The organism is Streptomyces sp. NPDC102490 (genome assembly GCF_044765285.1).
In the GTDB taxonomy this organism is placed as follows: Bacteria; Actinomycetota; Actinomycetes; order Streptomycetales; family Streptomycetaceae; genus Streptomyces.
Map to the genome: position 1 here is coordinate 332,675 of NZ_JBIWJU010000008.1, position 25,159 is coordinate 357,833.

The 25,159-nt window shown below is 72.2% G+C and carries 26 protein-coding genes; 12 read left to right on the forward strand and 14 right to left on the reverse strand.

The window, feature by feature from the left end; genetic code table 11:
* Nucleotides 1-49 precede the first annotated feature (49 nt).
* The 3 genes from ACIRGB_RS20645 (at nt 50) to mug (ending at nt 2,914) form a co-directional block, all read left to right on the forward strand.
* Nucleotides 50-832, forward strand: a complete 783-nt coding sequence (locus ACIRGB_RS20645) for an SGNH/GDSL hydrolase family protein (RefSeq protein ID WP_403866811.1) — start codon at nt 50-52, stop codon at nt 830-832.
* Between the two features lie 85 nt (nt 833-917).
* Nucleotides 918-2,360, forward strand: coding sequence for an adenylosuccinate lyase (gene purB, locus ACIRGB_RS20650; RefSeq protein WP_403866814.1), 1,443 nt, complete (start codon nt 918-920; stop codon nt 2,358-2,360).
* On the forward strand, nt 2,357-2,914 hold the full coding sequence (gene mug / locus ACIRGB_RS20655; RefSeq protein ID WP_403867184.1) for a G/U mismatch-specific DNA glycosylase: 558 nt from the start codon (nt 2,357-2,359) through the stop codon (nt 2,912-2,914). The genes purB and mug overlap by 4 nt, the downstream gene beginning before the upstream one ends.
* Before the next feature lie 9 nt (nt 2,915-2,923).
* Here mug and ACIRGB_RS20660 read toward each other — a convergent pair whose 3' ends face one another.
* The 3 genes from ACIRGB_RS20660 to ACIRGB_RS20670 all read right to left on the reverse strand — a co-directional run bounded on the left by ACIRGB_RS20660 (nt 2,924) and on the right by ACIRGB_RS20670 (nt 5,079).
* Complete coding sequence (locus ACIRGB_RS20660; protein WP_403866817.1) at nt 2,924-3,364, reverse strand: hypothetical protein; 441 nt, start codon at nt 3,362-3,364, stop codon at nt 2,924-2,926.
* 66 nt (nt 3,365-3,430) lie between these two features.
* Nucleotides 3,431-4,156, reverse strand: coding sequence for an ABC transporter permease (locus tag ACIRGB_RS20665; RefSeq protein WP_403866819.1), 726 nt, complete (start codon nt 4,154-4,156; stop codon nt 3,431-3,433).
* Nucleotides 4,157-4,158: 2 nt separating this feature from the next.
* A complete protein-coding gene (locus ACIRGB_RS20670) occupies nt 4,159-5,079 on the reverse strand; it encodes an ABC transporter ATP-binding protein (RefSeq protein ID WP_403866822.1) in 921 nt (306 codons plus the stop codon).
* Between the two features lie 108 nt (nt 5,080-5,187).
* On the opposite strand from ACIRGB_RS20670, the gene ACIRGB_RS20675 reads away from it, so the two are divergent.
* The 3 genes from ACIRGB_RS20675 to ACIRGB_RS20685 all read left to right on the forward strand — a co-directional run bounded on the left by ACIRGB_RS20675 (nt 5,188) and on the right by ACIRGB_RS20685 (nt 8,277).
* Nucleotides 5,188-6,345, forward strand: a complete 1,158-nt coding sequence (locus tag ACIRGB_RS20675) for a sensor histidine kinase (protein ID WP_403866825.1) — start codon at nt 5,188-5,190, stop codon at nt 6,343-6,345.
* 14 nt (nt 6,346-6,359) lie between these two features.
* Nucleotides 6,360-7,022, forward strand: a complete 663-nt coding sequence (locus ACIRGB_RS20680; RefSeq protein WP_403866829.1) for a response regulator — start codon at nt 6,360-6,362, stop codon at nt 7,020-7,022.
* A 100-nt stretch (nt 7,023-7,122) separates the two neighbouring features.
* The gene (locus ACIRGB_RS20685) at nt 7,123-8,277 is read left to right on the forward strand and encodes an ROK family transcriptional regulator (protein ID WP_403866832.1); all 1,155 of its coding nucleotides are present in this window, start codon (nt 7,123-7,125) and stop codon (nt 8,275-8,277) included.
* 23 nt (nt 8,278-8,300) lie between these two features.
* Here the strand turns inward: ACIRGB_RS20685 and ACIRGB_RS20690 are convergent, their stop codons facing one another.
* Complete coding sequence (locus tag ACIRGB_RS20690; protein ID WP_403866835.1) at nt 8,301-9,062, reverse strand: GntR family transcriptional regulator; 762 nt, start codon at nt 9,060-9,062, stop codon at nt 8,301-8,303.
* A gap of 183 nt (nt 9,063-9,245) precedes the next feature.
* Nucleotides 9,246-10,133: an RNA polymerase sigma-70 factor gene (locus ACIRGB_RS20695; protein WP_403866838.1), complete on the reverse strand. Its 888-nt coding sequence runs from the start codon at nt 10,131-10,133 to the stop codon at nt 9,246-9,248.
* 153 nt (nt 10,134-10,286) lie between these two features.
* On the opposite strand from ACIRGB_RS20695, the gene ACIRGB_RS20700 reads away from it, so the two are divergent.
* The gene (locus ACIRGB_RS20700; protein WP_403866841.1) at nt 10,287-11,165 is read left to right on the forward strand and encodes an alpha/beta fold hydrolase; all 879 of its coding nucleotides are present in this window, start codon (nt 10,287-10,289) and stop codon (nt 11,163-11,165) included.
* Here the strand turns inward: ACIRGB_RS20700 and ACIRGB_RS20705 are convergent.
* The 9 genes from ACIRGB_RS20705 to ACIRGB_RS20745 form a co-directional block, all read right to left on the reverse strand.
* A complete protein-coding gene (locus tag ACIRGB_RS20705; protein WP_403866844.1) occupies nt 11,117-11,986 on the reverse strand; it encodes an esterase/lipase family protein in 870 nt (289 codons plus the stop codon). The two genes, ACIRGB_RS20700 and ACIRGB_RS20705, sit on opposite strands and share 49 nt — an antisense overlap.
* A gap of 95 nt (nt 11,987-12,081) precedes the next feature.
* Nucleotides 12,082-13,350, reverse strand: a complete 1,269-nt coding sequence (locus ACIRGB_RS20710; RefSeq protein WP_403866846.1) for a beta-ketoacyl-[acyl-carrier-protein] synthase family protein — start codon at nt 13,348-13,350, stop codon at nt 12,082-12,084.
* Nucleotides 13,347-13,604, reverse strand: a complete 258-nt coding sequence (locus ACIRGB_RS20715) for an acyl carrier protein (RefSeq protein ID WP_403866849.1) — start codon at nt 13,602-13,604, stop codon at nt 13,347-13,349. Before ACIRGB_RS20715 ends, ACIRGB_RS20710 begins: the two co-directional genes overlap by 4 nt.
* 88 nt (nt 13,605-13,692) lie before the next feature.
* Complete coding sequence (locus ACIRGB_RS20720) at nt 13,693-14,811, reverse strand: 2-oxo acid dehydrogenase subunit E2 (protein ID WP_403866852.1); 1,119 nt, start codon at nt 14,809-14,811, stop codon at nt 13,693-13,695.
* Nucleotides 14,808-15,821: an alpha-ketoacid dehydrogenase subunit beta gene (locus tag ACIRGB_RS20725; RefSeq protein WP_403866855.1), complete on the reverse strand. Its 1,014-nt coding sequence runs from the start codon at nt 15,819-15,821 to the stop codon at nt 14,808-14,810. Before ACIRGB_RS20725 ends, ACIRGB_RS20720 begins: the two co-directional genes overlap by 4 nt.
* Complete coding sequence (locus tag ACIRGB_RS20730; RefSeq protein ID WP_403866858.1) at nt 15,818-16,789, reverse strand: thiamine pyrophosphate-dependent dehydrogenase E1 component subunit alpha; 972 nt, start codon at nt 16,787-16,789, stop codon at nt 15,818-15,820. The genes ACIRGB_RS20725 and ACIRGB_RS20730 overlap by 4 nt, the downstream gene beginning before the upstream one ends.
* Nucleotides 16,790-16,799: 10 nt before the next feature.
* Nucleotides 16,800-17,762: a ketoacyl-ACP synthase III gene (locus ACIRGB_RS20735; protein WP_403866861.1), complete on the reverse strand. Its 963-nt coding sequence runs from the start codon at nt 17,760-17,762 to the stop codon at nt 16,800-16,802.
* Nucleotides 17,762-18,034: an acyl carrier protein gene (locus tag ACIRGB_RS20740; protein ID WP_403866864.1), complete on the reverse strand. Its 273-nt coding sequence runs from the start codon at nt 18,032-18,034 to the stop codon at nt 17,762-17,764. The genes ACIRGB_RS20735 and ACIRGB_RS20740 overlap by 1 nt, the downstream gene beginning before the upstream one ends.
* A gap of 70 nt (nt 18,035-18,104) precedes the next feature.
* Nucleotides 18,105-19,223, reverse strand: a complete 1,119-nt coding sequence (locus ACIRGB_RS20745; RefSeq protein ID WP_403866867.1) for a thioester reductase domain-containing protein — start codon at nt 19,221-19,223, stop codon at nt 18,105-18,107.
* Nucleotides 19,224-19,533: 310 nt separating this feature from the next.
* Between ACIRGB_RS20745 and ACIRGB_RS20750 the strand changes: the two genes are divergently transcribed.
* From ACIRGB_RS20750 to ACIRGB_RS20770, 5 genes are all read left to right on the forward strand, one after another.
* Nucleotides 19,534-20,193, forward strand: a complete 660-nt coding sequence (locus ACIRGB_RS20750) for an HD domain-containing protein (protein WP_403866870.1) — start codon at nt 19,534-19,536, stop codon at nt 20,191-20,193.
* A gap of 47 nt (nt 20,194-20,240) precedes the next feature.
* Nucleotides 20,241-21,998 carry an NAD(P)/FAD-dependent oxidoreductase gene (locus ACIRGB_RS20755; protein WP_403866873.1) on the forward strand — a complete coding sequence of 586 codons (1,758 nt, stop codon included), beginning with the start codon at nt 20,241-20,243 and terminating at the stop codon, nt 21,996-21,998.
* 90 nt (nt 21,999-22,088) lie between these two features.
* Nucleotides 22,089-22,775, forward strand: a complete 687-nt coding sequence (locus ACIRGB_RS20760) for an RNA polymerase sigma factor (protein ID WP_403866876.1) — start codon at nt 22,089-22,091, stop codon at nt 22,773-22,775.
* 1 nt (nt 22,776) lies between these two features.
* Entirely contained in the window at nt 22,777-23,451 is a 675-nt protein-coding gene (locus tag ACIRGB_RS20765; protein WP_403866879.1) for a hypothetical protein, read from the forward strand.
* 92 nt (nt 23,452-23,543) lie between these two features.
* Nucleotides 23,544-25,121, forward strand: coding sequence for an ABC1 kinase family protein (locus ACIRGB_RS20770; protein WP_403866882.1), 1,578 nt, complete (start codon nt 23,544-23,546; stop codon nt 25,119-25,121).
* Nucleotides 25,122-25,159 lie beyond the last annotated feature (38 nt).

The window sequence follows — 25,159 nt, forward strand, 5'->3', positions numbered from 1 at the left end:
GAGGGCGACCGACCGGCGGGTATGTGCAGGGGATACCATTTCCGTCGCCATGCAGACGAACCCCGCGTACACCAGTCTCGTCGCCGTCGGCGACTCCTTCACCGAGGGCATGTCGGACCTGCTGCCCGACGGCTCCTACCGGGGCTGGGCCGACCTCCTCGCCGCACGGATGGCGGCCCGCTCCCCCGGCTTCCGGTACGCCAACCTCGCGGTGCGCGGCAAGCTCATCGGGCAGATCGTCGACGAGCAGGTGGACGTGGCCGCGGCCATGGGGGCCGATGTCATCACGCTGGTCGGCGGGCTCAACGACACCCTGCGGCCCAAGTGCGACATGGCGCGGGTGCGGGATCTGCTGACGCAGGCCGTGGAGCGGCTCGCCCCGAACTGCGAGCAGTTGGTGCTGATGCGCAGCCCCGGCCGCCAGGGTCCCGTGCTGGATCGGTTCCGGCCGCGCATGGAGGCGCTGTTCGCGATCATCGACGACCTGGCCGGGCGGCACGGCGCCGTGGTCGTGGACCTGTACGGCGCCCAGTCGCTGGCCGACCCGCGGCTGTGGGACGTGGACCGGCTGCACCTGACCGCCGAGGGGCACCGCCGGGTCGCCGAGGCCGTGTGGCAGTCGCTCGGCCACGAGCCGGAGGACCCCGAGTGGCATGCGCCCGTCCCGCCGACGCCGCCGCCCGGCTGGGTCGCGCGCCGCACCACGGACCTCCGGTTCGCCCGGCAGCACCTGCTGCCCTGGATCGGCCGCAGGCTGACCGGCCGGTCCTCCGGCGACGGGCGGCCCCCGAAGCGTCCGGAGCTGCTGCCCTGCGAGGACCTGACGCCCTGATCGTCCAGGTCGGGCGCCGCTCGTAGGTTCCGACGACAAACCCCGCGGCACCGGCCTGCACGATTCGCCAGTAGAATCCGTACACGTGACTTCCGCTCCCGCCAAGCCCCGCATCCCGAACATCCTCGCCGGACGCTACGCCTCCGCCGAGCTCGCCACCCTCTGGTCGCCCGAGCAGAAGGTGAGGCTGGAGCGGCAGCTCTGGCTCGCCGTGCTGCGGGCCCAGAAGGACCTGGGCATCGAGGTGCCCGACGCCGCGCTCGCCGACTACGAGCGCGTGCTCGACCAGGTCGACCTGGCCTCGATCGCCGAGCGCGAGAAGGTCACCCGGCACGACGTGAAGGCGCGGATCGAGGAGTTCAACGACCTCGCCGGGCACGAGCACGTGCACAAGGGCATGACCTCCCGGGACCTCACGGAGAACGTCGAGCAGTTGCAGATCCGGCTCTCGCTGGAGCTGGTCCGGGACCGCTCGGTGGCCGTCCTGGCCCGCCTCGGCAAGCTGGCCGGCGAGTACGCCGAGCTGGTGATGGCCGGTCGCTCGCACAACGTGGCCGCGCAGGCCACGACGCTGGGCAAGCGGTTCGCCACCGCCGCCGACGAGCTGCTGGTCGCCCACGGCCGGGTGGAGGAGCTGCTCGGCCGCTATCCGCTGCGCGGCATCAAGGGCCCGGTCGGCACCGCCCAGGACATGCTGGACCTGCTCGGCGGCGACGCGGGCAAGCTCGCCGAGCTGGAGCAGCGGATCGCCGGGCACCTCGGCTTCTCGCAGGCCCTCACCTCGGTCGGCCAGGTCTACCCGCGCTCCCTGGACTACGAGGTCGTCACCGCGCTGGTGCAGCTGGCCGCGGCGCCCTCCTCGCTGGCCAAGACCATCCGGCTGATGGCCGGACACGAGCTGGTCACCGAGGGCTTCAAGCCGGGCCAGGTCGGCTCGTCCGCGATGCCGCACAAGATGAACACCCGCTCCTGCGAGCGCGTCAACGGCCTGATGGTGATCCTGCGCGGCTACGCGTCGATGACCGGTGAGCTGGCGGGCGACCAGTGGAACGAGGGCGACGTGTCCTGCTCGGTGGTGCGCCGCGTGGCCCTCCCCGACGCGTTCTTCGCCCTCGACGGGCTGCTGGAGACCTTCCTGACCGTGCTCGACGAGTTCGGCGCGTTCCCGGCCGTCGTGGCCCGGGAGCTGGACCGCTACCTGCCGTTCCTGGCCACCACCAAGGTTCTGATGGGCGCGGTGCGGGCCGGTGTCGGCCGCGAGGTCGCGCACGAGGCCATCAAGGAGAACGCGGTGGCCTCCGCGCTGGCCATGCGCGAGCAGGGTGCCGAGCGCAACGAGCTGCTGGACAAGCTGGCCGCCGACGACCGCATCCCGCTGGACCGTGCCGCGCTGGACGCCCTGATGGCCGACAAGCTCTCCTTCACCGGCGCCGCGGCCGACCAGGTCGGCGTCGTCGTCGGCCGGATCGAGGAGATCGTCAAGCGGCACCCCGAGGCCGCGGGCTACACCCCCGGAGCGATCCTCTGACCCGCTTCACCCGGGCCGAGCTGGAGGCCGCCCGCGACCGTCTCGTACCGGACGTCGTCGCGGACGGCCTGCGGGTGCTCTTCTGCGGCATCAACCCCGGTCTGATGACGGCGGTGACGGGACACCACTTCGCCCGTCCCGGCAACCGCTTCTGGCCTGTCCTGCATCTGTCCGGGTTCACCCCGCGGCAGCTGAAGCCGTCGGAGCAGGACGAGTTGCCCTCCTACGGGCTCGGCATCACGAACGTCGTGGCGCGGGCCAGCGCGCGGGCGGACGAGCTGACCGCCGAGGAGTACCGGGAGGGCGGCCGGCTGCTGGCCGCGAAGGTGGCCCGGCTGCGTCCCCGCTGGCTGGCCGTGGTCGGCGTGACCGCGTACCGGATCGCGTTCGACGAGCGGAGCGCGCAAGTGGGGCCGCAGGAGCGGACGTTCGGCGACACCCGGGTGTGGGTGCTGCCGAACCCGAGCGGGCTGAACGCGCACTGGACGGCGCAGACGATGGCGGAAGAGTTCGCCCGGCTGCGGGTCGCGGCACAGTCACGGCCGGGGGTGTAGGCGGGGCGGTCACGGCGGTGCCTCCTGCGTGACCACCGCCAGCAGCCGCACCTCGTCCGCCTCGTCGCGGTCGGCGACGGCCACCGCGACCCAGCGGCCGGTGCCCTCGGCCTCCCAGAGGTACGCCACCCGCGCGCGGGCGCTCAGTCCGGCCCACGGCTCGGGTATCTCCTCGCGCTCGGTCCGCAGCAGGACCGTCTGGAGGTTGTAGGGGGCCGTCCGGCCCCAGCGCGGGGCGAGCCGCTCGTAGAGAGCGTCCCTGCCCTTCTCGTACTGCTCGACCGTCGCCGCCCGCTCCCCCGGGTCCCGGCCGCCCGGGCCGTGGCTGCTCTCCAGCACCGCCGTGAAGTACCCGGGAGCCGCGGTGCCCTCGTCCGACGGGCCGTGCTCCGCCGGGAAGGGGCGGAAGCACAGCTCGTCGACGAGGGCGAGGTGCCGCGCGATGTTCATGTCTCCAGTAAACCCGCCGCCACTGACAATTGGCGGGGCGTCAGCCGGCCCTCGGCCCGGGCGGGATCAGGCGTCGCGGCGGCGCAGCCGCCAGAACCCGGCGAGGAGCGCGGCCGCCGCCCACAGCGCGGTCACCGCGAGCCCCGTCCAGGGCCCCAGGGTTCCCTCGTGCGTCCGGTACAGGACGATCTGCCCGGCCTTGTCCGGCAGGAAGTCGGCGACGGTGCCCGCCGCGTCCCCGATCACGAAGGAGACGATCAGGATGAACGGGATCAAGGTGGACAGGGTGGCCACGCCACTGCGGAACAGCGTGGTCAGTCCGGCCGCGAACAGGGCCATGAGCATGAGGTAGATCCCGCAGCCCACGACGCCCCGCACCTGCTCCCCGACGGTGAGCGCGTGCGCCTCCGCGCCGAGACCCGCGCGCGCGGCGAGCAGGGCGGCGAGTGCGGTGACCAGCCCCACCGCGAGAGCCGGTACGGCGACGACCGCCAGCTTCGCCGCGAACCACCGCCCCCGCTGCGGAACCGCGGCCAGGGTGAGCCGGATTCCGTTGCCCTGGTACTCGCTGGAGACGACGACGGCTCCGAAGGCGACGGCCGCGATCTGGCCCGGCATGACCCCGGACAGGGCCGTGAACAGCGGGTCGAAGTCCGGGTCGGAGGTGTCGGACACCCCGGCCAGCGCGGAGAACGCCGTGGTGGCGGCGAACAGCGCCAGCAGTGTGCCGCACAGCGAGCGCAGGGTGAGCACCTTGAGGGCTTCCGCGCGCAGGACGGGTGTGAGGTTCATGGTCAGGCCTCCTGGGGCTGTGCGGTGAACTCGGTCTCGGTGGCGGTCAGGTCGAGGTAGGCCTGTTCCAGCGTGCCTTCGTCCGCGGCCAGTTCGAGGACGGGCACGCCCGCGCCGGACACGATCCGTCCGATGTCCTCCACGCGCGCGTCGTGCACGGTCCAGCGGCCGTCGTCGTGTTCCACGGCGTCGTGGCCGTGCCGGGCGAGAGCGGCCTTCAGCGCGGTCGCGTCCGACGTCCGGACGCGCACCCGTGGCCGCACGCGCGCGTCGATGAACTCCCGCATCGGCGTGTCGGCGAGCAGGCGGCCCCGGCCGAGGACGACCAGGTGGTCGGCGAAGGACGCGGTCTCGTTCATCAGGTGACTGGAGACCAGGACCGTGCGCCCCTCGGCCGCCATCCGGCGCAGCAGTTCGCGGATCCAGATGATGCCCTCGGGGTCCAGCCCGTTGGACGGCTCGTCCAGCATCACCACTTCGGGGTCGCCCAGCAGCGCGGCGGCGATGCCCAGCCGCTGGCGCATGCCCAGGGAGTAGGTCTTCACCCGGCGGCGGGCCACGGACGCGATGCCCGTCTCCTCCATCACCTCGTCGACCCGTCGCGCGGGGACGCGGTTGCTCGCCGCCAGGACGCGCAGGTGGTTCCGGGCGGTGCGGGAGCCGTGGGCGGCGTCCGCGTCGAGCAGGGCGCCGACGTGCCGCAGCGGTTCGCGCAGGGTGGCGTAGGCGCGTCCGCCGACGGTCGCGGTCCCGGAGGTGGGCCGGTCCAGACCCAGGACGAGCCGCATGGTGGTGGACTTGCCGGCGCCGTTGGGGCCGAGGAAGCCGGTGACGCGGCCGGGGCGCACGGTGAAGGTCAGGTCGTCGACGGCTCGTCGGGTGCCGTACTCCTTGGTGAGGTTCTGGACGTCGATGCTGGTCATGGCAGCAGCGTGCCGGTCGGCACGGGGGCGGCGCCTCCCCCGCCGGTGGAGACCGGCTCCCCCGTGCGGGGGAGGTCCGGTGTCGGTGGCGGCTGACACGATGGGCGGATGGTCCGCTTCCTGCGCCCGCTGTTCCGGGGGGCTACTTACACACGGCTCGTGTACCTGTGGGTGCCGATGCTGATCGTGAGCGTGTGGGTGCTCGTCGACGACACCACCATGTGGGTGCCGGCGGCCCTGTTGCTGCCGGTCGGTCTCCTTCCGGCGGTGCGGACCGGTGAAGGCGTGCAGGCCCGGTGGCTCCTCACGCCGGGTCAGGGGGACGGCGGCTTCTCGGTGGCCCCGTCGGCGACCTGGCGGGACCGGCTGCGCACGGTGGTGTGGTTGCAGGGCCGGCTGGTCCTGGGACTGCTGACCGCGGGTGCCTGCGTCTGGCTGCCGATCCTCACCGTCGAACTGGTCCGGCACGCCGCGGGACACCGCATCGAGGACATCCCGGTGCTGCGGGACACCGCACCGCACTGGGCGTACGCGCTCCTCGCGCCGCTCCCTCTCCTCGCCCTGTACGGCGCCGTGGTCGGCCTCGGCCTCCTGGCGACGGCGGGGGCCCGCGCGCTGCTCGGTCCGTCCGCCGCCGAGCGGCTCGCCGCCCTGGAGGAGCGCACCGAACAGCTCCTGGAACGCAACCGCATCGCCCGCGAGCTGCACGACTCCATCGGCCACGCGCTGACTGTCGCCGTCGTGCAGGCGGGGGCCGCCCGCGCGGCGAACAGCCCGGAGTTCACCGACCGCGCGCTGACCGCGATCGAGGAGACCGGCCGGGCCGCGCTGGAGGATCTGGAGCGGGTCCTCGGCGTCCTGCGGGAGGCGGAGCGGCCCGTGAGCGCCCGGCCGACGCTCGCGGACGCCGACCGCCTCCTGGAGTCCGCCCGGGCCTCCGGCGCCGAGGTGGACGCCGAGGTCACCGGCCCGCTGGAGACCCTGCCGGGTCCGGTCTCGCGCGAGGGCTACCGCATCCTCCAGGAGGCGCTGACCAATGTGCTGCGGCACGCGGGTGCCGTGCCGACCGGGGTGCGCGTCGAGGTCGCGGACGGCGCGCTCACCCTGGAGGTGCGCAACCCGTTGCCGGACGGGAGGGCCGCGCCGGGTCGCGGCAGCGGACTGCGCGGGATACGCGAGCGGGCCGCGCTGCTGGGCGGGCGGGCGCACACGGGCCCCGACGGCGCCGGTGACTGGAAGGTGCGCGTCGAGCTGCCGCCGGGCTGATCTACGCTGGGCGGATGCCTGTCACCGTGCTCCTCGTCGACGACGAACCGCTGGTGCGCGCCGGGCTGCGGGCGGTGCTGGAGGCACAGCCGGACATCGAGGTGGTCGGTGAGGCGGCCGACGGGGCGGCGGTCATCCCGCTGGTGCGGCAGACGCGGCCGGACGTGGTCGCCATGGACGTCCGGATGCCGTTGCTGGACGGCATCGAGGCGACGCGCGCGCTGCTGCGGACGGTGGCCGACCCGCCGAAGATCCTGGTGGTGACGACCTTCGAGAACGACGAGTACGTGTACGAGGCGCTGCGCGCGGGCGCGGACGGGTTCCTGCTCAAGCGCGCCCGCCCGGCCGAGATCGTGCACGCGGTACGGCTGATCGCCGAGGGCGAGTCCCTGCTGTTCCCCGCCTCGGTGCGGCAGCTGGCCGCCGAGTACGGCGACGGCGGCGGGAACCGCGCGGCCCGCGCCGAGTTGGAGCGCGCGCGGCTGACCGAGCGGGAGGGGGAGGTGCTGCGGCTGATGGCGCGGGGGTTGTCGAACGCGGAGATCGCCGCGCGGCTGGTGGTGGGCACGGAGACGGTGAAGTCGCACGTGAGCGCCGTACTGGCGAAGCTGGGGGCGCGGGACCGCACCCAGGCGGTGATCACGGCGTACGAGTCGGGGTTCGTGGCACCCGGGTGAGGACGCCCCGCGGGCCCGGGAGACGGAGACCGGCGCTCGCCGGGGTCCGGCGGGCCGAGTACCATCCGGCCCACACGCGCACGAGCTGGGAGGACGGACCTTGACAGGCCTGACCGGCGGGGACCCGTCGCTGTTGCGGAGGATCAATTCCGCCGTGGTGCTGCACGCGTTGCGTGCGACGGACTCCGCGACGCTGACCGAGATCACCCGGGTGACGGGGCTGTCCCGGCCGACCGTCGAGGGCGTCGTCGAGGGGCTGATCGAGGCCGGTCTGGTGGTCGAGGCGGCCGCCGACGAGGGCACGGCCCGGCGGCAGGGGCGGCCCGCGCGGCGGTTCCGGTTCCGGGCGGAGGCGGGACACCTGCTGGGCCTGGAGATCGGTCCGCATCGCGTCGCCGCGCTCCTGTCCGACCTGGACGGCCGGGTGATCGGTGCCCAGGCCAAGGACGTGGACGAGAACGCGCCGGCCGACGAGCGGCTGGAGCGGTTGCGCACCACCGTCGCCGAGCTGCTGCGCCGGGCCGGTGTGGCGCGCGGCTCGCTGCGGGCGGTCGGCGCGGCCACGCCCGGCATCGTCGAGGCGGACGGCACGGTCCGGCTGGGCACGGCGCTGCCCGGGTGGACGGGTCTCGGCCTCGGTGAGCGGCTGAGCCGGTCCTTCAAGTGCCCGGTGCTGGTGGAGAACGACGCGAACGCGGCGGCGGTGGCCGAGCACTGGAAGGGGACCGCCACCGAGTGCGACGACATCGTGTTCGTGCTGGCCGGGCTCAGTCCCGGGGCGGGGGCGCTGATCGGCGGCCGGCTGCACCGGGGGTACGGCGGGGCGGCCGGGGAGATCGGCGCGCTGCATCTGCTGGGCCGGGACGTGACGCCGGAGACGCTGCTGTCCACCACGGACCAGCCGTTGCACCCGTTGGACGAGCAGGCGGTCGCCAAGGTCTTCGCCGAGGCCCGGGACGGCGACGAGCGGGCCCGCGCGGCCGTGGAGCGCTTCATCCAGCGGCTGGTGCACGACGTGGCGGCCCTGGCGCTGGCGCTCGATCCCGAGATGGTCGTCATCGGCGGCTGGGCGGCCGGGCTCGATGGTGTGCTGGAGCCGTTGCGCCGGGAGCTGGCCCGCTACTGCCTGCGTCCGCCGCGGGTGGCCCTGTCGCTGCTCGGCGAGGCCGCCGTGGCGACGGGTGCGCTGCGGCTCGCCCTCGACCACGTGGAGGAGCAGCTGTTCGCGGTCGAGGGCGCGACGGCCCGCCGCTGACCGGGCCGGTCAGGCGGCCTGGGTCAGGATGCCTGGGTCTGCGGGCCGTGGTGGATCTCCACGTCGCCGAAGTCGCCGAAGGTCAGCCGGCAGGTGTCGGCGCGGTAGGTGGCGACGGAGAGGGCGGCGGTGCGGCCCTCGGCGAGGTAGCGGGTGGTGACCACGAGGACGGGGGCGCCCGGGAGGCGGTCCAGTTCCTTGGCGTCGTCCGCGCCGGCCGAGCCCAGCTCGACGGCGCTCTCCTGCCGCTCCAGGTTCCCGCGTTGCAGTTCGCGCAGCACGGCACGTGCGCGTGCGGGGCCGGAGGGCGCGTCGATGGCGGTGAGGTCGGGCACCGAGGACGGCGGGATGTACAGCAGTTCCGCGGCGACGGGCTGCCCGTGGCTCACGCGGGAGCGGCGGACGGTGTGGACGGGTTCGTCGCGGTCCGTCTCCAGCGCGTCGGCGACGGCGGCGGGAGGTGCCGCGAGGTGGCAGTCGGCCGGTTGCCAGGCGTCGTCGGCCGATCCGGGCCAGGTGTGCTCCCGGGTGCCGACGGCGACGCCGACGCGGGGCGGGGCCACGGTCGTACCGACGCCGCGGCGGCGCTGGAGCCTGCCCTCCAGTTCGAGCTGCTCCAGGGCCTGGCGGAGGGTCGCGCGGGCGACGCCGAAGCGGGCGGCGAGGTCCCGTTCGTTGGGCAGCACCTCGCCCACCTCGAACTCCGAGTCCAGGGCCTCGCTCAGCACGGTCCTGAGGTGCCAGTACTTCGGCTCCGGCACCGGTTCCAACTGCGTGGTCCCCACCCTGTCCTCCGCAATCGCCGTGGTCCGGCGGCGTTTTGACGCCCTTGTTTATTAAAGGTTGTTGCAGTTCTCTGCGACCATAAAACGCCCCACCTCCTTGGTCAAGACCAATCCCGCGGACAGAACGGCCCCGGTGCCCGTCGGGAGACGGGTGCCGGGGCCGTGAGCCGCCTCGCAGCCGGGCTAGGGGAGGTCGGCCAGGGAGACCAGTTTGTCCGGGTTGCGGATGACGTACACGGCCTGGATGCGGCCGTCCGCGACGTCCACTTGGACCACGGAGTCGGGCTTCCCGCCGGAGCGGACCAGCAGGGCGGGGCCGCCGTTGAGTTCCAGGAAGTGGAAGGTGGCGTCGGGGATGCCCTGCTGCGCGACGGCGAGCAGGAAGCGACCCACCTTGTCGGAGCTCTCCAGCACGCGCAGCGGCGCCTTGGACCGGCCGCCGCTGTCCCCCACCAGCCGGACGTCCGGCGCGAGCGTGGCCAGCAGGCCGGCCAGGTCGCCGTCGGCCGCGGCGGCGAGGAAGCGTTCGGTGAGGTCGCGGCGCTGCGCCGGATCGACGTCGTAGCGGGGCCGCCGCTCGTCGACGTGCTTGCGGGCGCGTCCCGCGAGCTGGCGCACCGCGGCCTCGCCGCGCTCCAGCATGGCGGCGATCTCCGCGTACGGGAAGCCGAACGCCTCCCTCAGGACGAAGACCGCCCGCTCCAGCGGCGACAGCGACTCCAGGACGACGAGGACCGCGAGGGACACGGAGTCGGCGAGGACGGCCCGCTCCGCGGTGTCCGGCACCGCGTCCCCGAAGTCGGTCGCGTAGGGCTCGGGCAGCCACGGGCCGACGTACGTCTCGCCGCGCGACCTGATCTGGCGCAGCCGGTCGATGGCGAGACGGGTGGTGACGCGCACCAGGTAGCCCCTCGGCTCGCGCACGGCGGAGCGGTCGGCGCCGGACCAGCGCAGCCACGCCTCCTGGACCACGTCCTCCGCGTCGGCCAGGCGGCCCAGCATGCGGTAGGCGACGCCCAGGAGGACGGGCCGGTGCTCTTCGAAGACGTCGGTCGCGGTGTCGGTGGTCACCCCTCCATCCCAGCGGACGCGTCCGGCGGTGTCCAGACGGAATCGGTCGGAGCGGGCACCGGGGCTACCCGTCGGTAGCCATTGCTGACAAGCTGTCTACCCGACGTCATCGTGCACCCGTTCCCGGAACACTTGTTCCCGACAAGGAGCCCCATGTCCGCGACGCTCTCCTTCACGGTCCCCACCGCGCACGGCCCGCGGGACCTCACCCTCGCCTACGCGCGCGTGGGCACCGGCGAGCCGCTGGTGCTGCTGCACGGCATCGGCCACCACCGGCAGGCCTGGGACCCGGTGGTCGACATCCTCGCCACCGAACGCGACGTGATAGCCGTGGACCTGCCGGGGTTCGGGGAGTCGCCCGCGCTGCCGTCCGGGCTGCCGCACGACCTGCCCACGACGAGCGCGGTGCTCGGCGCCTTCTGCGCGGCGCTGGGCCTCGACCGCCCCCACGTGGCGGGCAACTCGCTGGGCGGCCTGCTGGCCCTGCAGCTGGGCCGGGAGAACCTGGTGCGGTCGGTGACGGCCCTGTCCCCGGCCGGCTTCTGGTCGCGGGCCGAGCGGCACTACGCCTTCGGCGTCCTGACGGGCATGCGCCGCACCGCGCGGAGCCTGCCGCTCCCGCTGGTCGAGCGGCTGTCCCGCACGGCCGTCGGACGGACCGCGCTGACCAGCACGATCTACGCCCGTCCCGGCCGGCGCTCCCCCGATGCCGTGGTCGCCGAGACGCTGGCGCTCGCCCGCGCCGAGGGGTTCGCCGAGACCCTGCGGGCCGGCCGGAGCGTGCTGTTCACCGACGACGTGCCCGGCATCCCCGTCACCGTGGCGTGGGGCAGCCGGGACCGGCTGCTCGTGCCCCGGCAGGGCGTGCGCGCCAAGCGCACCATCCCGCGCGCCCGGCTGGTCCGGCTGCCCGGCTGCGGCCACGTCCCCATGAACGACGACCCGGCGCTGGTGGCCCGGGTCGTCCTGGACGGCAGCCGCGCTCAGGAGGCGAGTGCCGCGAGGACCTCCTTCAGCACGGTCGCGTTGTAGGGCATGCTCACGTGCGGGGTGTGGTCGTCCGGGTCGATGTCCTGGAGGACGATGTTGTTGACGTAGTGGCCCTCGGTCCTCGCGAGGGCGCACGACGTGTACGGAGTCACCACGTCGTCGTACTGGGTGGCGATGACGGTGTGGCGGACGCCCGCCGTCGTCTCGCCCAGATCGGCCAGCTCCCGCTGGAAGGGGTGGTCGTGCTGAAGCTGCGGCCAGGCCGGCACGACCTCCCCGACCGCGCCCTGTTCCAGCAGTTCCACCGCGCCGGGGATCTGCCGGGCGAGGTTCATCAGCCCCTGGGCGGTGACCCCGTGGTTGCTGGGCGAGATGCCGACGAAGTTGTGCACCTTGGGCCCGCCGCCCAGCGCGTTGAGGTAGTAGCGCGGCATCATCCCGCCCTGCGAGAAGCCGACCAGGTCGACCTGCTGGGCGCCGGTGCGGCGCAGCACCTCGTCGACGAAGTCGGCGAGCTGGCGGGCCGAGTGCTTGATGTCGCCGAGGCCGAAGATCACGGGGTTGCCGTGCTGGCCGTAGTCGAGCCGGAAGACCCGGTGGCCGTGCTGCCGCAGCAGGGGCGTCGCGGTGTTCCACGTGTAGCCGCGGTTGCCGAAGGTGCCGTGCACGAGCACCACCGGGCGCGGATGTTCCTCGCTCGGCGGCGTGTTCCAGTCGTCCTCTCCCGCCGGGACGTCGACGGTGGCGATGACCTGCGCCCCACCGGCCTGGACGACCGCGCCCACGCGGTGCGGCGACTCGGTGAGGTCGGTGACGACGTTGTCCGAGTTGGCACCGGGGATACGGGGGTTGAGGAAGCTCATGGTGTTCTCCCATTCGTTTGAGATCGCGCACGCCCGGCGAGATCCGTACCGGCCTCCGAGCCTTCTGCGAGCTGTCCCGATCGTCCCGGAGACGCTCACGCTGAAGGAGCGGCGGGCTCCCGGGCCGGTTCGGTGGGGCAGCTTCTGAAGGCGAGTACGGCGTTGTGGCCGCCGAAGCCGAAGGAATGGCTCAGGGCGAGGTCGACGGGCTGCGCCCGGCTGGTCCCGGTGACGGCGTTGATCTCGGCGTCTGCTTCCTGTTTTTCGAGGTTGGCCACGGGAGGCACCCGGCCGTGGGCCACGGACAGGGCGGTGATCGCCGCTTCGACCGCCCCGGCCGCGCCGAGCAGGTGGCCGAGGGTGCCCTTGACCGAGGTCACGGAGGGCTGGTGCGGGAAGAGGCGACGGATCAGCCGGGCCTCGGCGGCGTCGTTGAGCGGCGTGCCGGTGCCGTGCGCGTTGATGTGCTGCACGTCCGCGGGGCGGGCGCCGGCGTCGTCGAGGGCCCGCCGCACGGCGAGGGCGGCGCCCTTGCCCTCGGGGTCGGGCGCCACGGGGTGGTGGGCGTCGGACGAGGCTCCGTAGCCCGCCAGCAGGGCGTAGCCGGGGCGTCCGCGGGCCCTGGCCGCACTCGCCGGCTCCAGGACCAGGGCCGCACCGCCCTCCGCCATGACGAAGCCGTCCCGGTCGGTGTCGAAGGGCCGGGAGGCGGCCCGCGGGTCGTCGCCGCGCCGGGACAGCGCGCCCATCCGGTCGAAGCCGGTGACCCAGAAGGGCTGTACGACCGCGTCGGAGGCCCCCGCGACGGCGATGTCGCAGGCCCCGGAGCGCAGGAGTTGCAGGGCGGTGCCGATGGCGGTGGCGCCGGAGGCGCAGGCGGTGACCGTACACAGCGCCGGGCCCCGGGCCCGCAGGTGAATGGTGAGCTGTCCGGTGGCCATGTTGGGCAGGAACATCGGCAGCAGCAGCGGTGAGACGCGTGCCGTGCCCAGTTCGAGCAGTTTGCGGTGCTGTTCCAGCATGGTGCCGGTGCCGCCGGCCGAGCTGCCGAAGACCACCGCGACGCGGTCCGCGTCCCAGTCGGCCGGGTCCAGGCCGGCGTCGGAGACCGCCTCCAGGGCGGCGTAGAGGGCGAACTGGGTGAAGCGGTCGTACTGCCAGGGGCGTGAGCCGGGGACGTGAGCGCGCGGGGAGAAGTCCGGTACGAGGCAGGCGAAGTCGACCGGGAGATCCTTGAGTTCGGGGACGTGCCGGGCGGTGGGGCGGCCCGCGCACACGCCGTCCCAGGTGGCCTCGCGGCCGGTGCCGGCCGGAGTGACCAGGCCGATCCCGGTGACGGCGACGTCGGGGCGGGCGCCGGTCACGACTTGACGGCCTCGGCGATGAGGTCGGCCACGCCGGCCAGGGTGAGGTCCGGGTCGGCCTCGCCGTCCTGTACTTCGATGCCGAGTTCCTCGGTGAGTACGACGAAGAGCTCCACCACGGCCAGCGAGTCGAGGTCCAGCTGCTCGAAGGTCGCGGTGGGGACGATGACCTCGGGGGGCACTTCGAACTTGTCGCTGAGAACCGAGGCGAGCAGGTCGTAGGCGCGGCTGTGGGGGGTGGTGTCGGTGGTCATGTCAGGGGTGTCCTTTCCGGTCCGAGGGGCGGTACCCCGGGGGTGGTGGGGTTCCGGGTGGTGGGGTTCCGTGGGGGCGGGTCGGCGGTCAGCCGAGCGCGGCCGGTGCCTCCAGCTCCTCCTTGACGTCCTTGAGCAGGGCCATCGCGTCCCTGCCGTTGACCACCCGGTGGTCGTAGACCAGGCCGAGGTGGACGAACCGGTGGGTGCGAGCAGTGCCCTGCGCGTCCAGGAGCACCTGGTCGTCGACGGCGCCGATGGAGATCACGCAGGTCTGGCCGGGGAAGACGATGGGGGTGGCCAGGACCATGCCCTCGGTGGTGTGCGGGGCGACCATGATGTTGGCCCCGGCGAGTTCGGCGGCCTGGAACGTGCCCCGGAACGCCTTGCTCCTGAAGCCGGTCAGCAGGTCGGCGATCCGGTCGCAGCTCAGCTCGGCGGCGTCGTGCACCACCGGGGTGTACAGACCTCGGCCCGCGTCCATGGTGACGCCCACATGGGCCCGTTCGCTCTCGCGCACCGCGCCGTCGTCGGTGAGCGCGGCGAACATCAGGGGATGTGCCGCGTGCCGGCGCGCCACCGCCTTGATCAGCAGGACGGGCAGGGAGACGAAACTGCCGGTGCGCTCGGACAGTTGCCGGGCCAGTTCCTCCGCCTGTCCGACGTCGGCCTTGGCGTAGGCGGCCGCGGCCGGAACGGTCCGCATCGACTCGGTCACCACCGCCCCCACCGTCCGCTGCCGCTTGGACAGTGGGCGCTCCCGGGAGGCGGGCGCCGACACGGGCCGCCGCACCAGGGCCTCGACATCGGCCGTACGGATCACCGTGCGCCCGAGACCGCGCAGCTCGGCCTCGGACACGCCGTGGCGGTCGGCGAGCGCACGGGCCGCGTTGGTGATGCTCAGTTCCGCGCCGGGGGGCGCGGATGGCGCCGCCGGGGTGGCGGCCGACGCCCGGTAGGAGTCGCGCTCGTCGGCCGACTCGAAGAGGTAGGCGATGGTCTGCCCGGGCGTGCAGTCCTGGCCGCCGCCGACGAGGACGTGCAGGATTCCGGGGCCGGTGCTCTCGATCTCCTCACTGGCCTTGGAGGTCTCCACGACCGCCAGCGGTTCCTCGCCCTCGATGCTGCTGCCGTCGGGGACGAGCCACTCGACCAGGGTGTAGCTGGAGTCGTTCGTGTTGAGCGTGGGCAGCTCGATGCCGATCACTTCATCGCCTCCGTGATCGCGCGGTGGATGGTGGACGGCTGGAGCAGCACGTCGTGCTCCAGGTGCGCCGCGGTCGGTACGATGCTCGGCTCGGCGCTCAGCGGCAGTACGGGGCGGGCCAGCCGGCTCCACAGCTGCTCGTGGATCTGCTGGGCGAGCAGCTCGCCCCAGGTCCCGTCGGCCGTGGAGTCCTCCATGACACAGATGCGGTCGGCACGCGACAGCACCGGGAGCAGCGCCTTGGTGTCGAAGGGGTAGAGCTGGGAGGGCACCAGCAGTTCGCACGTGATCTCCTCTTCGAGGAGCAGGGTGCGCAGGGCGGTGACGGCCCGTTCGGTGAGCCCGCCCGGGGCCAGGACGATCCAGTCGGGGGGCCCGCAGTCCGGCGCGAAGACCCGGGCGGTCTCGCTGGGATCGGCCAGCACCTCGTAGCGGAAGAGGTCGTCCACCACCCCCGCCCGGTACATGGCGCGGGTGTAGAGCACCTTGTCCTCGAAGAGCACACCGGGCTCCTCGCGGTCGAGCATCGCGGTCAGTACGCGCTGGTTGTCGTGGAACGGGGAGACTTCCCGCAGGTGCAGCGAGGGAATGCCGAGGAAGTGCTTCTGCAGGCTCTGGCTGTGCGTCGGGCCGTATCCCCGGTTGCCGCCGGTGGGGCAGCGGACGACCATGCTCATCGGGACCCTGCGGCCGTACATCGACACGGACTTGGCGGCGAAGTTCAGCAGCGGGTCGAAGGCCAGCGCGGCGAAGTCCGAGAACATCATCTCGACCACGGACCGGTTGCCGGCCAGGGCCAGGCCCGCGCCCACGCCGGCGATGCCGCCTTCGCTCAGCGGCGAGGAGAGCACCTGGTCCGGGAAGCGGTCGGAGAGCCCCCGTGTCACCTTGAACGCCCCGCCGTAGGGGTCGGCGACGTCCTCGCCGATCAGATACGTGCCGGGGTGGGCGCCGAGCAGGTGGTGCAGTGCGCTGTTGAGGTTCTCGGCCACGCGCTGGCGCCTGGTCATCGGGCCTCCCATCGGGACGCCGCACGGGCGCCGACCTCTCGTACGACGGCGGCGACGGCCTGTGCCTGTGCCTGGTCGGCGGCGGCGAACTGTGCGGGATGGTCCTCTCGGTAGCGGCGATACCAGTCGTGCCGGGCCGCTCGCTCACGGACCTCGGCCGCGCGGGTGTCGTCCCCCTTGCTGTGCGGGCCCACGCGGTGGGTGACGCACTCGACCACGTACGGCCGGTGCCGGTCGCGGACCTGTTCGACCACGGGGGCGAGGGCGGCGCGTACGTCGGTCACGTCCACGGAGTCGATCCGCAGGTGGCCGACGCCGAAGGCCGCCGCCCGGGCCGCGACGGTGCCGGACATCTGCCGCTCGGTCGGTGTCGACTGGGCGATCCCGTTGTGCTCCACCACGACGAGCACCGGGACCTGCCACAGCTGCGCCATGTTGAGCGCCTCGTACACGGCGCCCTCGCCCCAGGTGCCGTCGCCGATGTGGACCACCGCGATCCGGCCCGGCTCGGCCCGCTTCAGATGCAGGCCGACTCCCACGGCGACGGGCAGGCTCTGGCCCTGTACGCCGGTCGACAGGTAGCGGTCGCGGTAGATGTGCTGGCTGCCGCCCACGCCGTGGCAGACGGCACCGGCCCGCCCCATGATCTCCGCGAGCAGACCGTGCGGGTCGTGGAAGCGGGCCAGGTAGTGGCCGTGCCCGCGGTGGTTGCTGAAGACGTAGTCGCCGTCGTCCAGCAGCGGGTAGAGCGCGACGGGGATGTACTCCTGGCCGAGGCAGGTGTGCGTGGTGCCGTGCAGCCGGCCCTGGGAGAACAGCTCCAGCACGGCCAGTTCGAAGTGGCGGATCATCAGCAGGGTGCCGAGATCGGCGTCGGACAGACGGGACAGGGGACGGGCCACGCCACCGGCTTCCGGTTCGCCGGCGGGCCCGAGGTCGACCGCGGGGGACGCGGACGTGACGTTCATGAGGTGCTCCTTACGGAAGTTCGACCACCTGGGCGCACCAGGTCAGCCCGGCGCCGAAGCCCAGCAGCAGCGCCTTGTCGCCGGGTCGTACGGTGGCCGAGGCGAGCAGCGACTCCAGAGCCAGCGGGATGGACGCCGAACTGGTGTTGCCGTCGGTGACGATGCTGCGGGCGATCGCCACGTGCGCGGGCGGGCGCAGCCGGCGCACCATCGCGTCGATCAGCCGCCCGTTGCACTGGTGCGGCACGAAGGCGGCGATGTCGTCCCAGGTGAGCCCGGCCGCGTCGAGTGCGTCCCGGGCCACTTGCGGCATGTGTGAACCGAACCAGCGGACGACTCGGGTGCCGTCCATGTGCATGTACGGGCGGGCGGCACCGGGTTTGGGCGGGGCGCTGGTCATCCAGGGCTCACCGGGGCCGTGGGTTCCCCACACCGCCGGTCCGATCCCGGCGTGCTCCGCGGCGCTGACCACCGCGGCCCCGGCGGCATCGCCGAAGACCATGACGGTCGCGCAGTCGTCGGGGTCGGTGATGTCGCTCAGCCGCTCGGCGGCGACGACCAGGATCTGACGCGCCTGCTGTGCGGCGATGAGTCCGGAGGCCAGGGTCAGCCCGTAACTGAACCCGGCGCACCCGCCGTTGACGTCGAACCCGCCGGCCCGGCCGGCTCCGATGCGGTGGGTGAGACTGGCCGCCCGGCACGATGCCTGGCCGACGCTGCTGGCGGAGGAGAACAGGACACAGTCCAGGTCCTCGGCGAGCACTCCCGCGTGCGCCAGGGCCTTGTCCGCCGCCTGCGCGGCCATCTCGACGAAGGTGTCGTCGGGGTCGGCCTTCAGCCTGGTCCGGATGCCGGTGATCTGCTCGATCCAGCCCTCCTCATGGCCGAACCTGGTGTCGAGTTCGGCGCTGGTGAGCAGGCCACCGGGGCGGTAGGTGCCGATGCCGGTCAGCCGTCCCGTGCCCCGGGCCATCAGCGGGCTCCGTCCGACGCGGCGACGGCTGCCCGGCCGTTCACGTAGTCGAGGGTCCGCCGGACGGTGCGCAGGTCGTGCACCGCCTCGTCCGGGATGGGAACGCCGTAGCGCTCCTGGATCCGCTCGGCCAGCTCGATGACGGCCATCGAGTCGAACCCCAACGATGTGAAGGGTGCGTCGGCCGACTGCTCCGAGATCGCCCGGGCCGCTTCGGCGCCGGCGATCTCGGCCACCATCGACGCCAGGTCTTCCAGGGTGAAAGGGGACATGCGCAAACTCCAGCTGATGAGATGCGGGGAGGGGTGACGGGAGGAAGGGGAGGAGAGGACCGCGCGTGGGTCACCGGGCGGGCAGCACGGCGTCGCGGCTCAGGAAGGCGAGCATCCTGCGGAAGTAGTCGGAGTCGAGCGCGGGCGGGGCGCGGTGCGCGGACGCCGCGGTGGGGCCGGCGGTGTCCTGCCCCGGGGCCGGGATCATCTGCCGGAGGGTCTCGCCGGCCAGCCGCAGGGTGCTGCGGGGGACCTCGTCTCCCAGGTCGCGAAGCCGCTCCAGCCAGGTGTCGAACGGAACGAGCGGAAGGTCGACACCCGCGTCCGCGAAGCCCTGGAAGTACGACCGGAAGGGCAGCGGTTCGGGATCGATCACGTGGAACACCTGTCCCCGGGCACGCCGGCTCAGGGACAGGTCGACGATGGCGCGGCTGGTGAAGTCGACCGTGCCCACCGGCAGGAGACCGGGGTGGTCGGGGGCGCAGCCGGCGCGGATGCTCGCCGTCGTCAGGTGGACGAACCAGTCCGACTTCCCCACCAGGCCGGTGCGCGAGTCCGCCAGGATCACACCGGGCCGGTGCACCATCGTGGGCGATCCGCGGTCCGCGGCCTGCGCGACCAACTGCTCGGCGACCCATTTGGTGGCGCAGTAACCGGAGACACCGGCCCCGGCCTCCCGGGCCGCCGGGATCACCCCCATCGTCGAGATGTAATGCACGGGAATGCGGCGGGTCCGGGTCGCCAGTCTCAGGATTTCCAGGGTCCCGGAAACATTGCAGCCGCGCAGGATCGGGTAACTCGCCAGAAGATTGACCCAGGCACCGCAGTGGTAAATGACGTCGATGGCGCGCGAGAGGCCCGTGAACTCCTCGTCGGTCAGGCCGAACCGCGGCTTCGCCAGACTGCCGGGCACGACGTCGATCCGGGACATGTGGTGCTCCGGCACATCCCGGGCGCGCAACTGACCGGCGATCCGTTCCCGGGCCTGAGCGGCCGACTCCGCTCTCACCAGGCAATGGATTCGAGCGTCGGTGGCATCGAGCAGGTCGGCGAGCAGGAAACCGCCGAGGAATCCCGTGGCTCCCGTCAGCAGAATCCCCTCGGGCGGTCCTTCGGGAACATCCGTCAGAGATGACGCATCGATTTCCGCCGGAAGTCGCACATCGTCGGTGATCGGGAAACTGGCCATACCAACACCGCATTTCAGCACAGGCGAGATTCGGTCCTGCCCTGAACACTCCCCGCACCTCACGAGATTTACTACAGAAATCTTGCACCAGTGGGAGCGCAGGGCGCATTCTCCTGGCCGTCACCCGCACCCGCACCATCACCACGGGTGAGTAGGGCTCATTCATTCGAACAGGACACGGCCCCGCACGCCAACGTGCTTACACGGACGAGGCGTTGTGAAACGCGGGGCGGGGGGCGGGGGCGGCCCGAGCGTAAAGACAGATGAGACGGACACAGTCAATGGGTCGCAAGACAAGGGGGATTGAGCCGTGGCCACAGGGCCTGAGGTGCCGGAGGTCCCCGATCCCGGTGGGGGCGGGGCGGATGCACACTCCGTTCCGCCGAAGGCGTTGCCCGAGGCATGGCAGCCTCTGCTCGGCCGCCCGGCCCTCGCGGAGCTGCTCGGGCACCCTCTCGTGGGCGCCGCGCTGACGGAGATGTGCCGGCTCCTGCCGCCCCACGTCGCCGTGCACTCCCTGCGGACGTTCCTGCTGGCCGACGCCTGTGCGCGGACCCACGGAACCGCCTACGACCGGGTCGGCCTGCTGGCCGCCGCGGCGTTCCACGACGCCGGGCTGGTAGGGCGCACTCCGCTCGGTCGCGGTGGATTCCCGGGCCGCTCCGCCCAGCTGCTCGACCACTTCCTGGTCCGGAACCAGGTGGGCACGGGGCGGCGCACGACCCTCACGCGTGCGGTGCGCGAGCACATGCGGCCGTTCCCCGCGCGCGACGCCGGGCCCGAGGCGCGACTGCTGCACTTCGGCGTGTGGCTGGACGTCACCGGGCGCGGCGAGCGGAAAGTGCCCGGTGAACGCCGCCTATTGGCAGGAGTGGCGCCCACCCCCTGGTTCGCCGTGTCCTTCTCCGCCCGGGTGGTGGCCTGCGGGCTGCGCCGGGTGCTGCCGGGCTCCCCGGTCACCCACCGGTGACCTGGGCCCGGCGACTCGCCCTTCCCGTCGCGAAAGGAACCGCAGACATGCAAGAAGACCAGCGTGTTTTCGATGTCGCCATCGTCGGAGGCGGCATCGGCGGGACGATGCTGGGGACCGTACTCGCACGTCACGGTGTGCGCGTGCTGCTGCTCGAAGGCAGCGGCCACCCCCGGTTCGCCATCGGAGAGTCCACCGTCCCCGAGACCACGTTCGGCCTCCGGGTCCTGGCCCGCCGCTACGACGTCCCCGAGCTCGAGCACCTGGCGACCAACGCGGCACTGCGCCGCCACGTGTCGTCGAACAGCGGGGTCAAGCGGAACTTCAGCTTCATCTACCACCGGGAGGGTGAGCCCACCCGGCCCGACGAGTGCACCCAGTACCCCACCTGGGGACCCCCGCTCGGTCCCGACTCGCACTACTTCCGGCAGGACGTGGACGCGTACATGTTCCACGTCGCCGTGTCCTACGGCGTGACCGCGTACACCCACACCATGGTCGACGACGTGAAGTTCGAGGAGGACGGCGCGACTCTCGTCACCCGGGACCGGGGCACCTTCCGGGCCTCGTACGTGGTCGACGCCGGCGGCATGCGGGCGGTTCTGCCCGAGCGCCTCGGGCTGCGGCAGGAACCGCCCTACCGCACACGGTCGCGCACGATCTTCACGCACATGGTGGACGTGCGCCCCTTCGACGCCGTGGCGCCTTCGCGCGAACAGCACGGCATGCCCAGCCCGTTCAGTCAGGGAACGCTCCACCACATGTTCCCGGGCGGCTGGTTCTGGGTCATCCCGTTCGACAACCAGTCGACCAGCACGAGCCAGTTGTGCAGCGTCGGCCTCAACCTCGATCTCGACCAGCACCCCCGGCCGGAGGACATCTCGGCGGAGGAGGAGTTCTGGCGGTATGTGCGCCGGTTCCCCAGTGTGGCCCGGCAGTTCGAGCGGGCGCGGGCGGTCCGGCCGTACGTGTCCACCGACCGCACCCAGTTCGCGTCGCAGAAGGTCGTCGGCGACCGGTGGTGCCTGCTGCCGCACGCCAGTGACTTCATCGACCCGCTCTTCTCCAGCGGCCTCGCCGTCACCGTGATGGCGCTGAACGCGCTCGGTCACCGGCTCATCGACGCGGTGCGCCAGGACGACTTCGACACCTCCCGGTTCGCGTACCTGGACCACTGGACCAAGCGCATGTTCCGGTTCTACGACGACCTGGTGTCGTGCAGCTACATCGCGTTCGACGACTTCGACCTGTGGAACGCCTGGAACCGGGTGTGGACCATCACCACGCTGTACGGCACGAACGCCCAGAACCAGGCCGCCGTGACGTTCGAGAAGACCCACGACCCGGCCTGTTTCGACACGCTGGAGCTGCCGCCGTACCGAGGTCTCCAGGGGATGGACAATCCCTGGGTGGAGCGGATGTTCGACCAGGCACGGGACGCCGTACTCGCCTATCGCGCGGGCGAGTTGACGAAGGAGCAGACGATCGCGCGCATCTACGAGGTGCTGGGCGAGAGCGGCCTCGTCCCGGCGGTGTGGGGGACTCTGGACCCCGACGACCGCTGCCCGGCCGGGGTGTTCACCCTCTGGCCGCTGATGAAGATCCTGCTGTGGGGCAAGTACCGCTCACCGCGGCACGTCCGGGGCTCCTACTTCACCGGCGGGGCGCGGCTGGTGGGCCGGGAAGCGGCCCAGGCGTTCACCACCGAGCTGCGCGCCGGCGGCTCCCAAGTCCACCAGACCGTACGGGACATGTGGCTCAACTGGAACCGCGACTGGACGCGGCGGCCCGCTTCTCGGAAATGAGCGCGAAAAAACATTCCTGCCGACTGACGGAGGAACATATTCCGGTTTGCCGCTCCAGGGCCTCGGGTAGGAAAACCACATGGCCGACAAATGGAAAGTCGGCCGCGGTTCTCCCTGCTCAATCCGAGAGACAACGGGCTGCAATCCACGATGGTGCGACATTCCACCTGCCAATCGCCCGCTGAATGCTCCTGGGAAGAAATCTTCCAGCATCAGGACCGCCTCATGCGGCTGGTTCGGCGAAGACTACCGAGTTTTCAGGACGCCGAGGACTGCGTTCAGGAAACCATGGCCCGCGCAGCCGCCCACGCCGCGTTGGACAGGAATCGACTCGGTGCCTTTCTGACGTCAGTGGCGCTTCGCCTCTGCATCGACTTCTACCGTGACCAGGAGCGTCGCAGCAGACTCCTCCAGCGTGCAGCGCTCACGGACACCCCCGGCACGACCGAGGAAGACGTCTGCGACGAGGACTTCGGCAGATGGCTGCTCGGCCAGGTACAACACCTGCGGGGGCGTGAGCAGGAGGTCATACTCGCCCGCGCCAAGGGTATTTCCACTGCGGAATTCGCCCGCCTGCACAACATTTCCGTGAAGGCGGCAGAAGCCGCCTTCACCAGGGGCCGCGCACGATTGAAGAACGTCTGCGCGAAAGCCTTGGAAGGCTGGCCCGACAACACCCGGAACCCATGCATCTCCCATCGCAGAGAAACGGAAAGGGACCACACTCATGGGCAAGAGCAAGAACATCCAAGACATCGTCAAGGATTTGGTCGGTGATATGACCGACAGCTGGAAGGAGGCCTTCGATGACCTCCTGAACCGAGACGACGACTCAGGTTCGTCGCGCAACTCCGGCAACGCCGTCAACACGCTGGCCGGGCTGCCCCCGAACGCCCTCGCCGCACTGGCCGGGGCCGTCAACCCGGCGACCGCGCTCGCCGGTGTCGCCAACCCGCTGGCAGCCCTCGGCGGGATCGGCGCGGCCGGCAACCCGCTCGCCGGCCTCGCCTCGGGGGCCGCGAACCCGCTGGGGAACATCGCGGGATCGGCGCAGAACCCCCTGGCCGCGCTCACCGGTGCCGCGGGCGGCGGCAGCCAGCTCGCGGCCGCGCTGGGCGGGGCCGGCAACCCCCTGGCCGCGCTCGGCGGGGCGGCCAATCCGCTCGCCGCGGTCGGCGGCGCGGCCGGTGCGCTCGGCGGCCTCGGTCAGCTGGCCGGCGGCCTCGGACACGCGGCGAGCGGGGCGGGCGACCTGATGGCCCTCCCGTCCCAGCTCGCCCAGCTCACCCAGGTGCTCCCCAAGCTCCTGGAGGCGGTCCAGGGCCTGCAGAACCTGACCAACCTGCCGGCCCAGGCGGGTCAGCAGGGGCTGGGGGCCCTGCAAGGCCTGACCGGTCAGCAGGGGCAGGGCGGAAAGCCGTCCCAGGGCGGACAGTCCTCGACCTCGGGCTGACCGGCCGTGCCACCGTCCCGTCCGGCCGTCTCCGTGACGCACGCCGACCGCCGTTCCGTACCCGGGTCCCGAGCTGAGGAGAATCACACACGATGACGTCTGTCGTCGGCGATCGGCTGCGTCTCGTGGTCAGGGTCCTGGGCAGCCTCGTGGCCGACGAGGTGGGACGGGCGACCCGGCTGCGGAGGCGGACGAAGCGGGACACGCGGTCCCCGGCGGAGGACACCGATGTCTCCGCCGGGTCCGCGGCGGAGGCCACCGCCGGGGCGGAGCAGCGCCGCGCCAAGGCGGTACGGCACGCCCTGGAGAGCCTCGGCCCCTTCTACGTGAAACTCGGCCAGGTCCTCTCCACCCGGCCCGACATGGTCCCCCAGTCCATCCGGGACGAACTGCAGAACCTGCACGACGAGGTCGACGTCCAGCCGTTCTCGGAGTTCGAGCCGGTACTGGCCCGGGACCTCGGGCCGAACTGGAAGCTGCGCTTCGACGACATCGAGACCGTCGCCCCGCTGGGGGCGGCGTCCCTTGCCCAGGTCTACCGCGTGACGCTGCCCGGCGGGCGCGCGGCCGTGGTGAAGATCCAGCGGCCCGGCATCCGCGAGGGCGTACTCGCGGACATGGCCCTGATGCGCCGGGCGTCGAAGATCGTGGCCCGCGTCGCTCCCCGGTTCAACGAGGTCATCGACGTCGAGGCGATGCTCGGCTCGGTCTTCGACGCCATGGAGCCGGAGCTGGACTTCACCGGCGAGGCCCGCAACATGGACGAGGCCCGCGAGCAGGTCCGGTCGTTCCGTTCGCTGGAGGTGCCCCGGGTGCTGCACGCCAGCCCTCGGGTCCTCGTCCAGTCGCTGGCCGAGGGGAAGTCGGTGCGGCACGTCGACCGCGCGCACTTCACGGACGACGAGCGCGTGGAGATCGGCAAGGACCTGCTGCGGTTCATGTACCACGGGTACTTCGTCCATCGCTTCTTCCACGCCGACCCGCACGCCGGCAACGTCTTCGCCGCTCCCGGCGGACCCGCGACGCTGATCGACTGGGGCATGGTCGGCCGCCTGGACCGCAGGACCAGTCTTCAGCTGCTGCCGCTGTTCATGACCCTGGCGCAGAACGATGGGGCCGGGACGGCGCAGCACTGGGCGGAGATGGGCCGGATCACGCCGTGGGCCAACATGCCCGCGTTCGCCGCCGACATGGCCGCGTTCGTGCCCAGGGTCTCCCATCTCTCACTGGAGGACATGAACTTCGGCGTCGCGCTCACCACCGTGCTGGCCAAGGCGACCAAGCGCGGGATCGGTTCGCCGCCGGCCGTCTCACTGCTGGGCAAGTCCTTCGCGAACCTCGACGGTTCGGTGCGGTGCCTGGCTCCCGAGATCACGCTGCCCGAGGTGTTCCAGGCGGAGGTGCCGAAAATCCTTTTCGCACTGGGCCGCGAGTTCCTCGGCCGCAACCAGTTCGCCCGGAACACCATGGAGCTGCTGCTGGCCGCCGTCACCAGTCCCGAACAGGTCCGGGGCGTCCTCTCCGACGTGGCCAACCGTCAGTTCGCACTGAACATCCACGAGCCGCGCACCCCCGCCGCGATGGGCGGCCAGCGGCCCACCCGCCCCTCCGGAAGCCTGCTCGCGCTGGGTGCCGCGGCCTTCCTGCTGGGCCGTCGCCGCTCCGGATGATCCGGACCCGCACCGCCACCCCGCCCCATCTCAAGGAG

Coding starts and splice junctions, on each gene's coding strand:
- ACIRGB_RS20760 (WP_403866876.1), top strand. CDS start 22,089: ATGGAAAGTCGGCCGCGGTTCTCCCTGCTCAATCCGAGAGACAACGGG.
- ACIRGB_RS20680 (WP_403866829.1), top strand. CDS start 6,360: ATGCCTGTCACCGTGCTCCTCGTCGACGACGAACCGCTGGTGCGCGCC.
- ACIRGB_RS20715 (WP_403866849.1), bottom strand. CDS start 13,604: ATGACCACCGACACCACCCCCCACAGCCGCGCCTACGACCTGCTCGCC.
- ACIRGB_RS20765 (WP_403866879.1), top strand. CDS start 22,777: ATGACCGACAGCTGGAAGGAGGCCTTCGATGACCTCCTGAACCGAGAC.
- ACIRGB_RS20670 (WP_403866822.1), bottom strand. CDS start 5,079: ATGACCAGCATCGACGTCCAGAACCTCACCAAGGAGTACGGCACCCGA.
- ACIRGB_RS20755 (WP_403866873.1), top strand. CDS start 20,241: ATGCAAGAAGACCAGCGTGTTTTCGATGTCGCCATCGTCGGAGGCGGC.
- ACIRGB_RS20665 (WP_403866819.1), bottom strand. CDS start 4,156: ATGAACCTCACACCCGTCCTGCGCGCGGAAGCCCTCAAGGTGCTCACC.
- ACIRGB_RS20730 (WP_403866858.1), bottom strand. CDS start 16,789: ATGAACGTCACGTCCGCGTCCCCCGCGGTCGACCTCGGGCCCGCCGGC.
- ACIRGB_RS20745 (WP_403866867.1), bottom strand. CDS start 19,223: ATGGCCAGTTTCCCGATCACCGACGATGTGCGACTTCCGGCGGAAATC.
- ACIRGB_RS20705 (WP_403866844.1), bottom strand. CDS start 11,986: ATGAGCTTCCTCAACCCCCGTATCCCCGGTGCCAACTCGGACAACGTC.
- ACIRGB_RS20725 (WP_403866855.1), bottom strand. CDS start 15,821: ATGACCAGGCGCCAGCGCGTGGCCGAGAACCTCAACAGCGCACTGCAC.
- ACIRGB_RS20700 (WP_403866841.1), top strand. CDS start 10,287: ATGTCCGCGACGCTCTCCTTCACGGTCCCCACCGCGCACGGCCCGCGG.
- ACIRGB_RS20645 (WP_403866811.1), top strand. CDS start 50: ATGCAGACGAACCCCGCGTACACCAGTCTCGTCGCCGTCGGCGACTCC.
- ACIRGB_RS20740 (WP_403866864.1), bottom strand. CDS start 18,034: ATGTCCCCTTTCACCCTGGAAGACCTGGCGTCGATGGTGGCCGAGATC.
- ACIRGB_RS20735 (WP_403866861.1), bottom strand. CDS start 17,762: ATGGCCCGGGGCACGGGACGGCTGACCGGCATCGGCACCTACCGCCCC.
- ACIRGB_RS20675 (WP_403866825.1), top strand. CDS start 5,188: ATGGTCCGCTTCCTGCGCCCGCTGTTCCGGGGGGCTACTTACACACGG.
- ACIRGB_RS20770 (WP_403866882.1), top strand. CDS start 23,544: ATGACGTCTGTCGTCGGCGATCGGCTGCGTCTCGTGGTCAGGGTCCTG.
- ACIRGB_RS20660 (WP_403866817.1), bottom strand. CDS start 3,364: ATGAACATCGCGCGGCACCTCGCCCTCGTCGACGAGCTGTGCTTCCGC.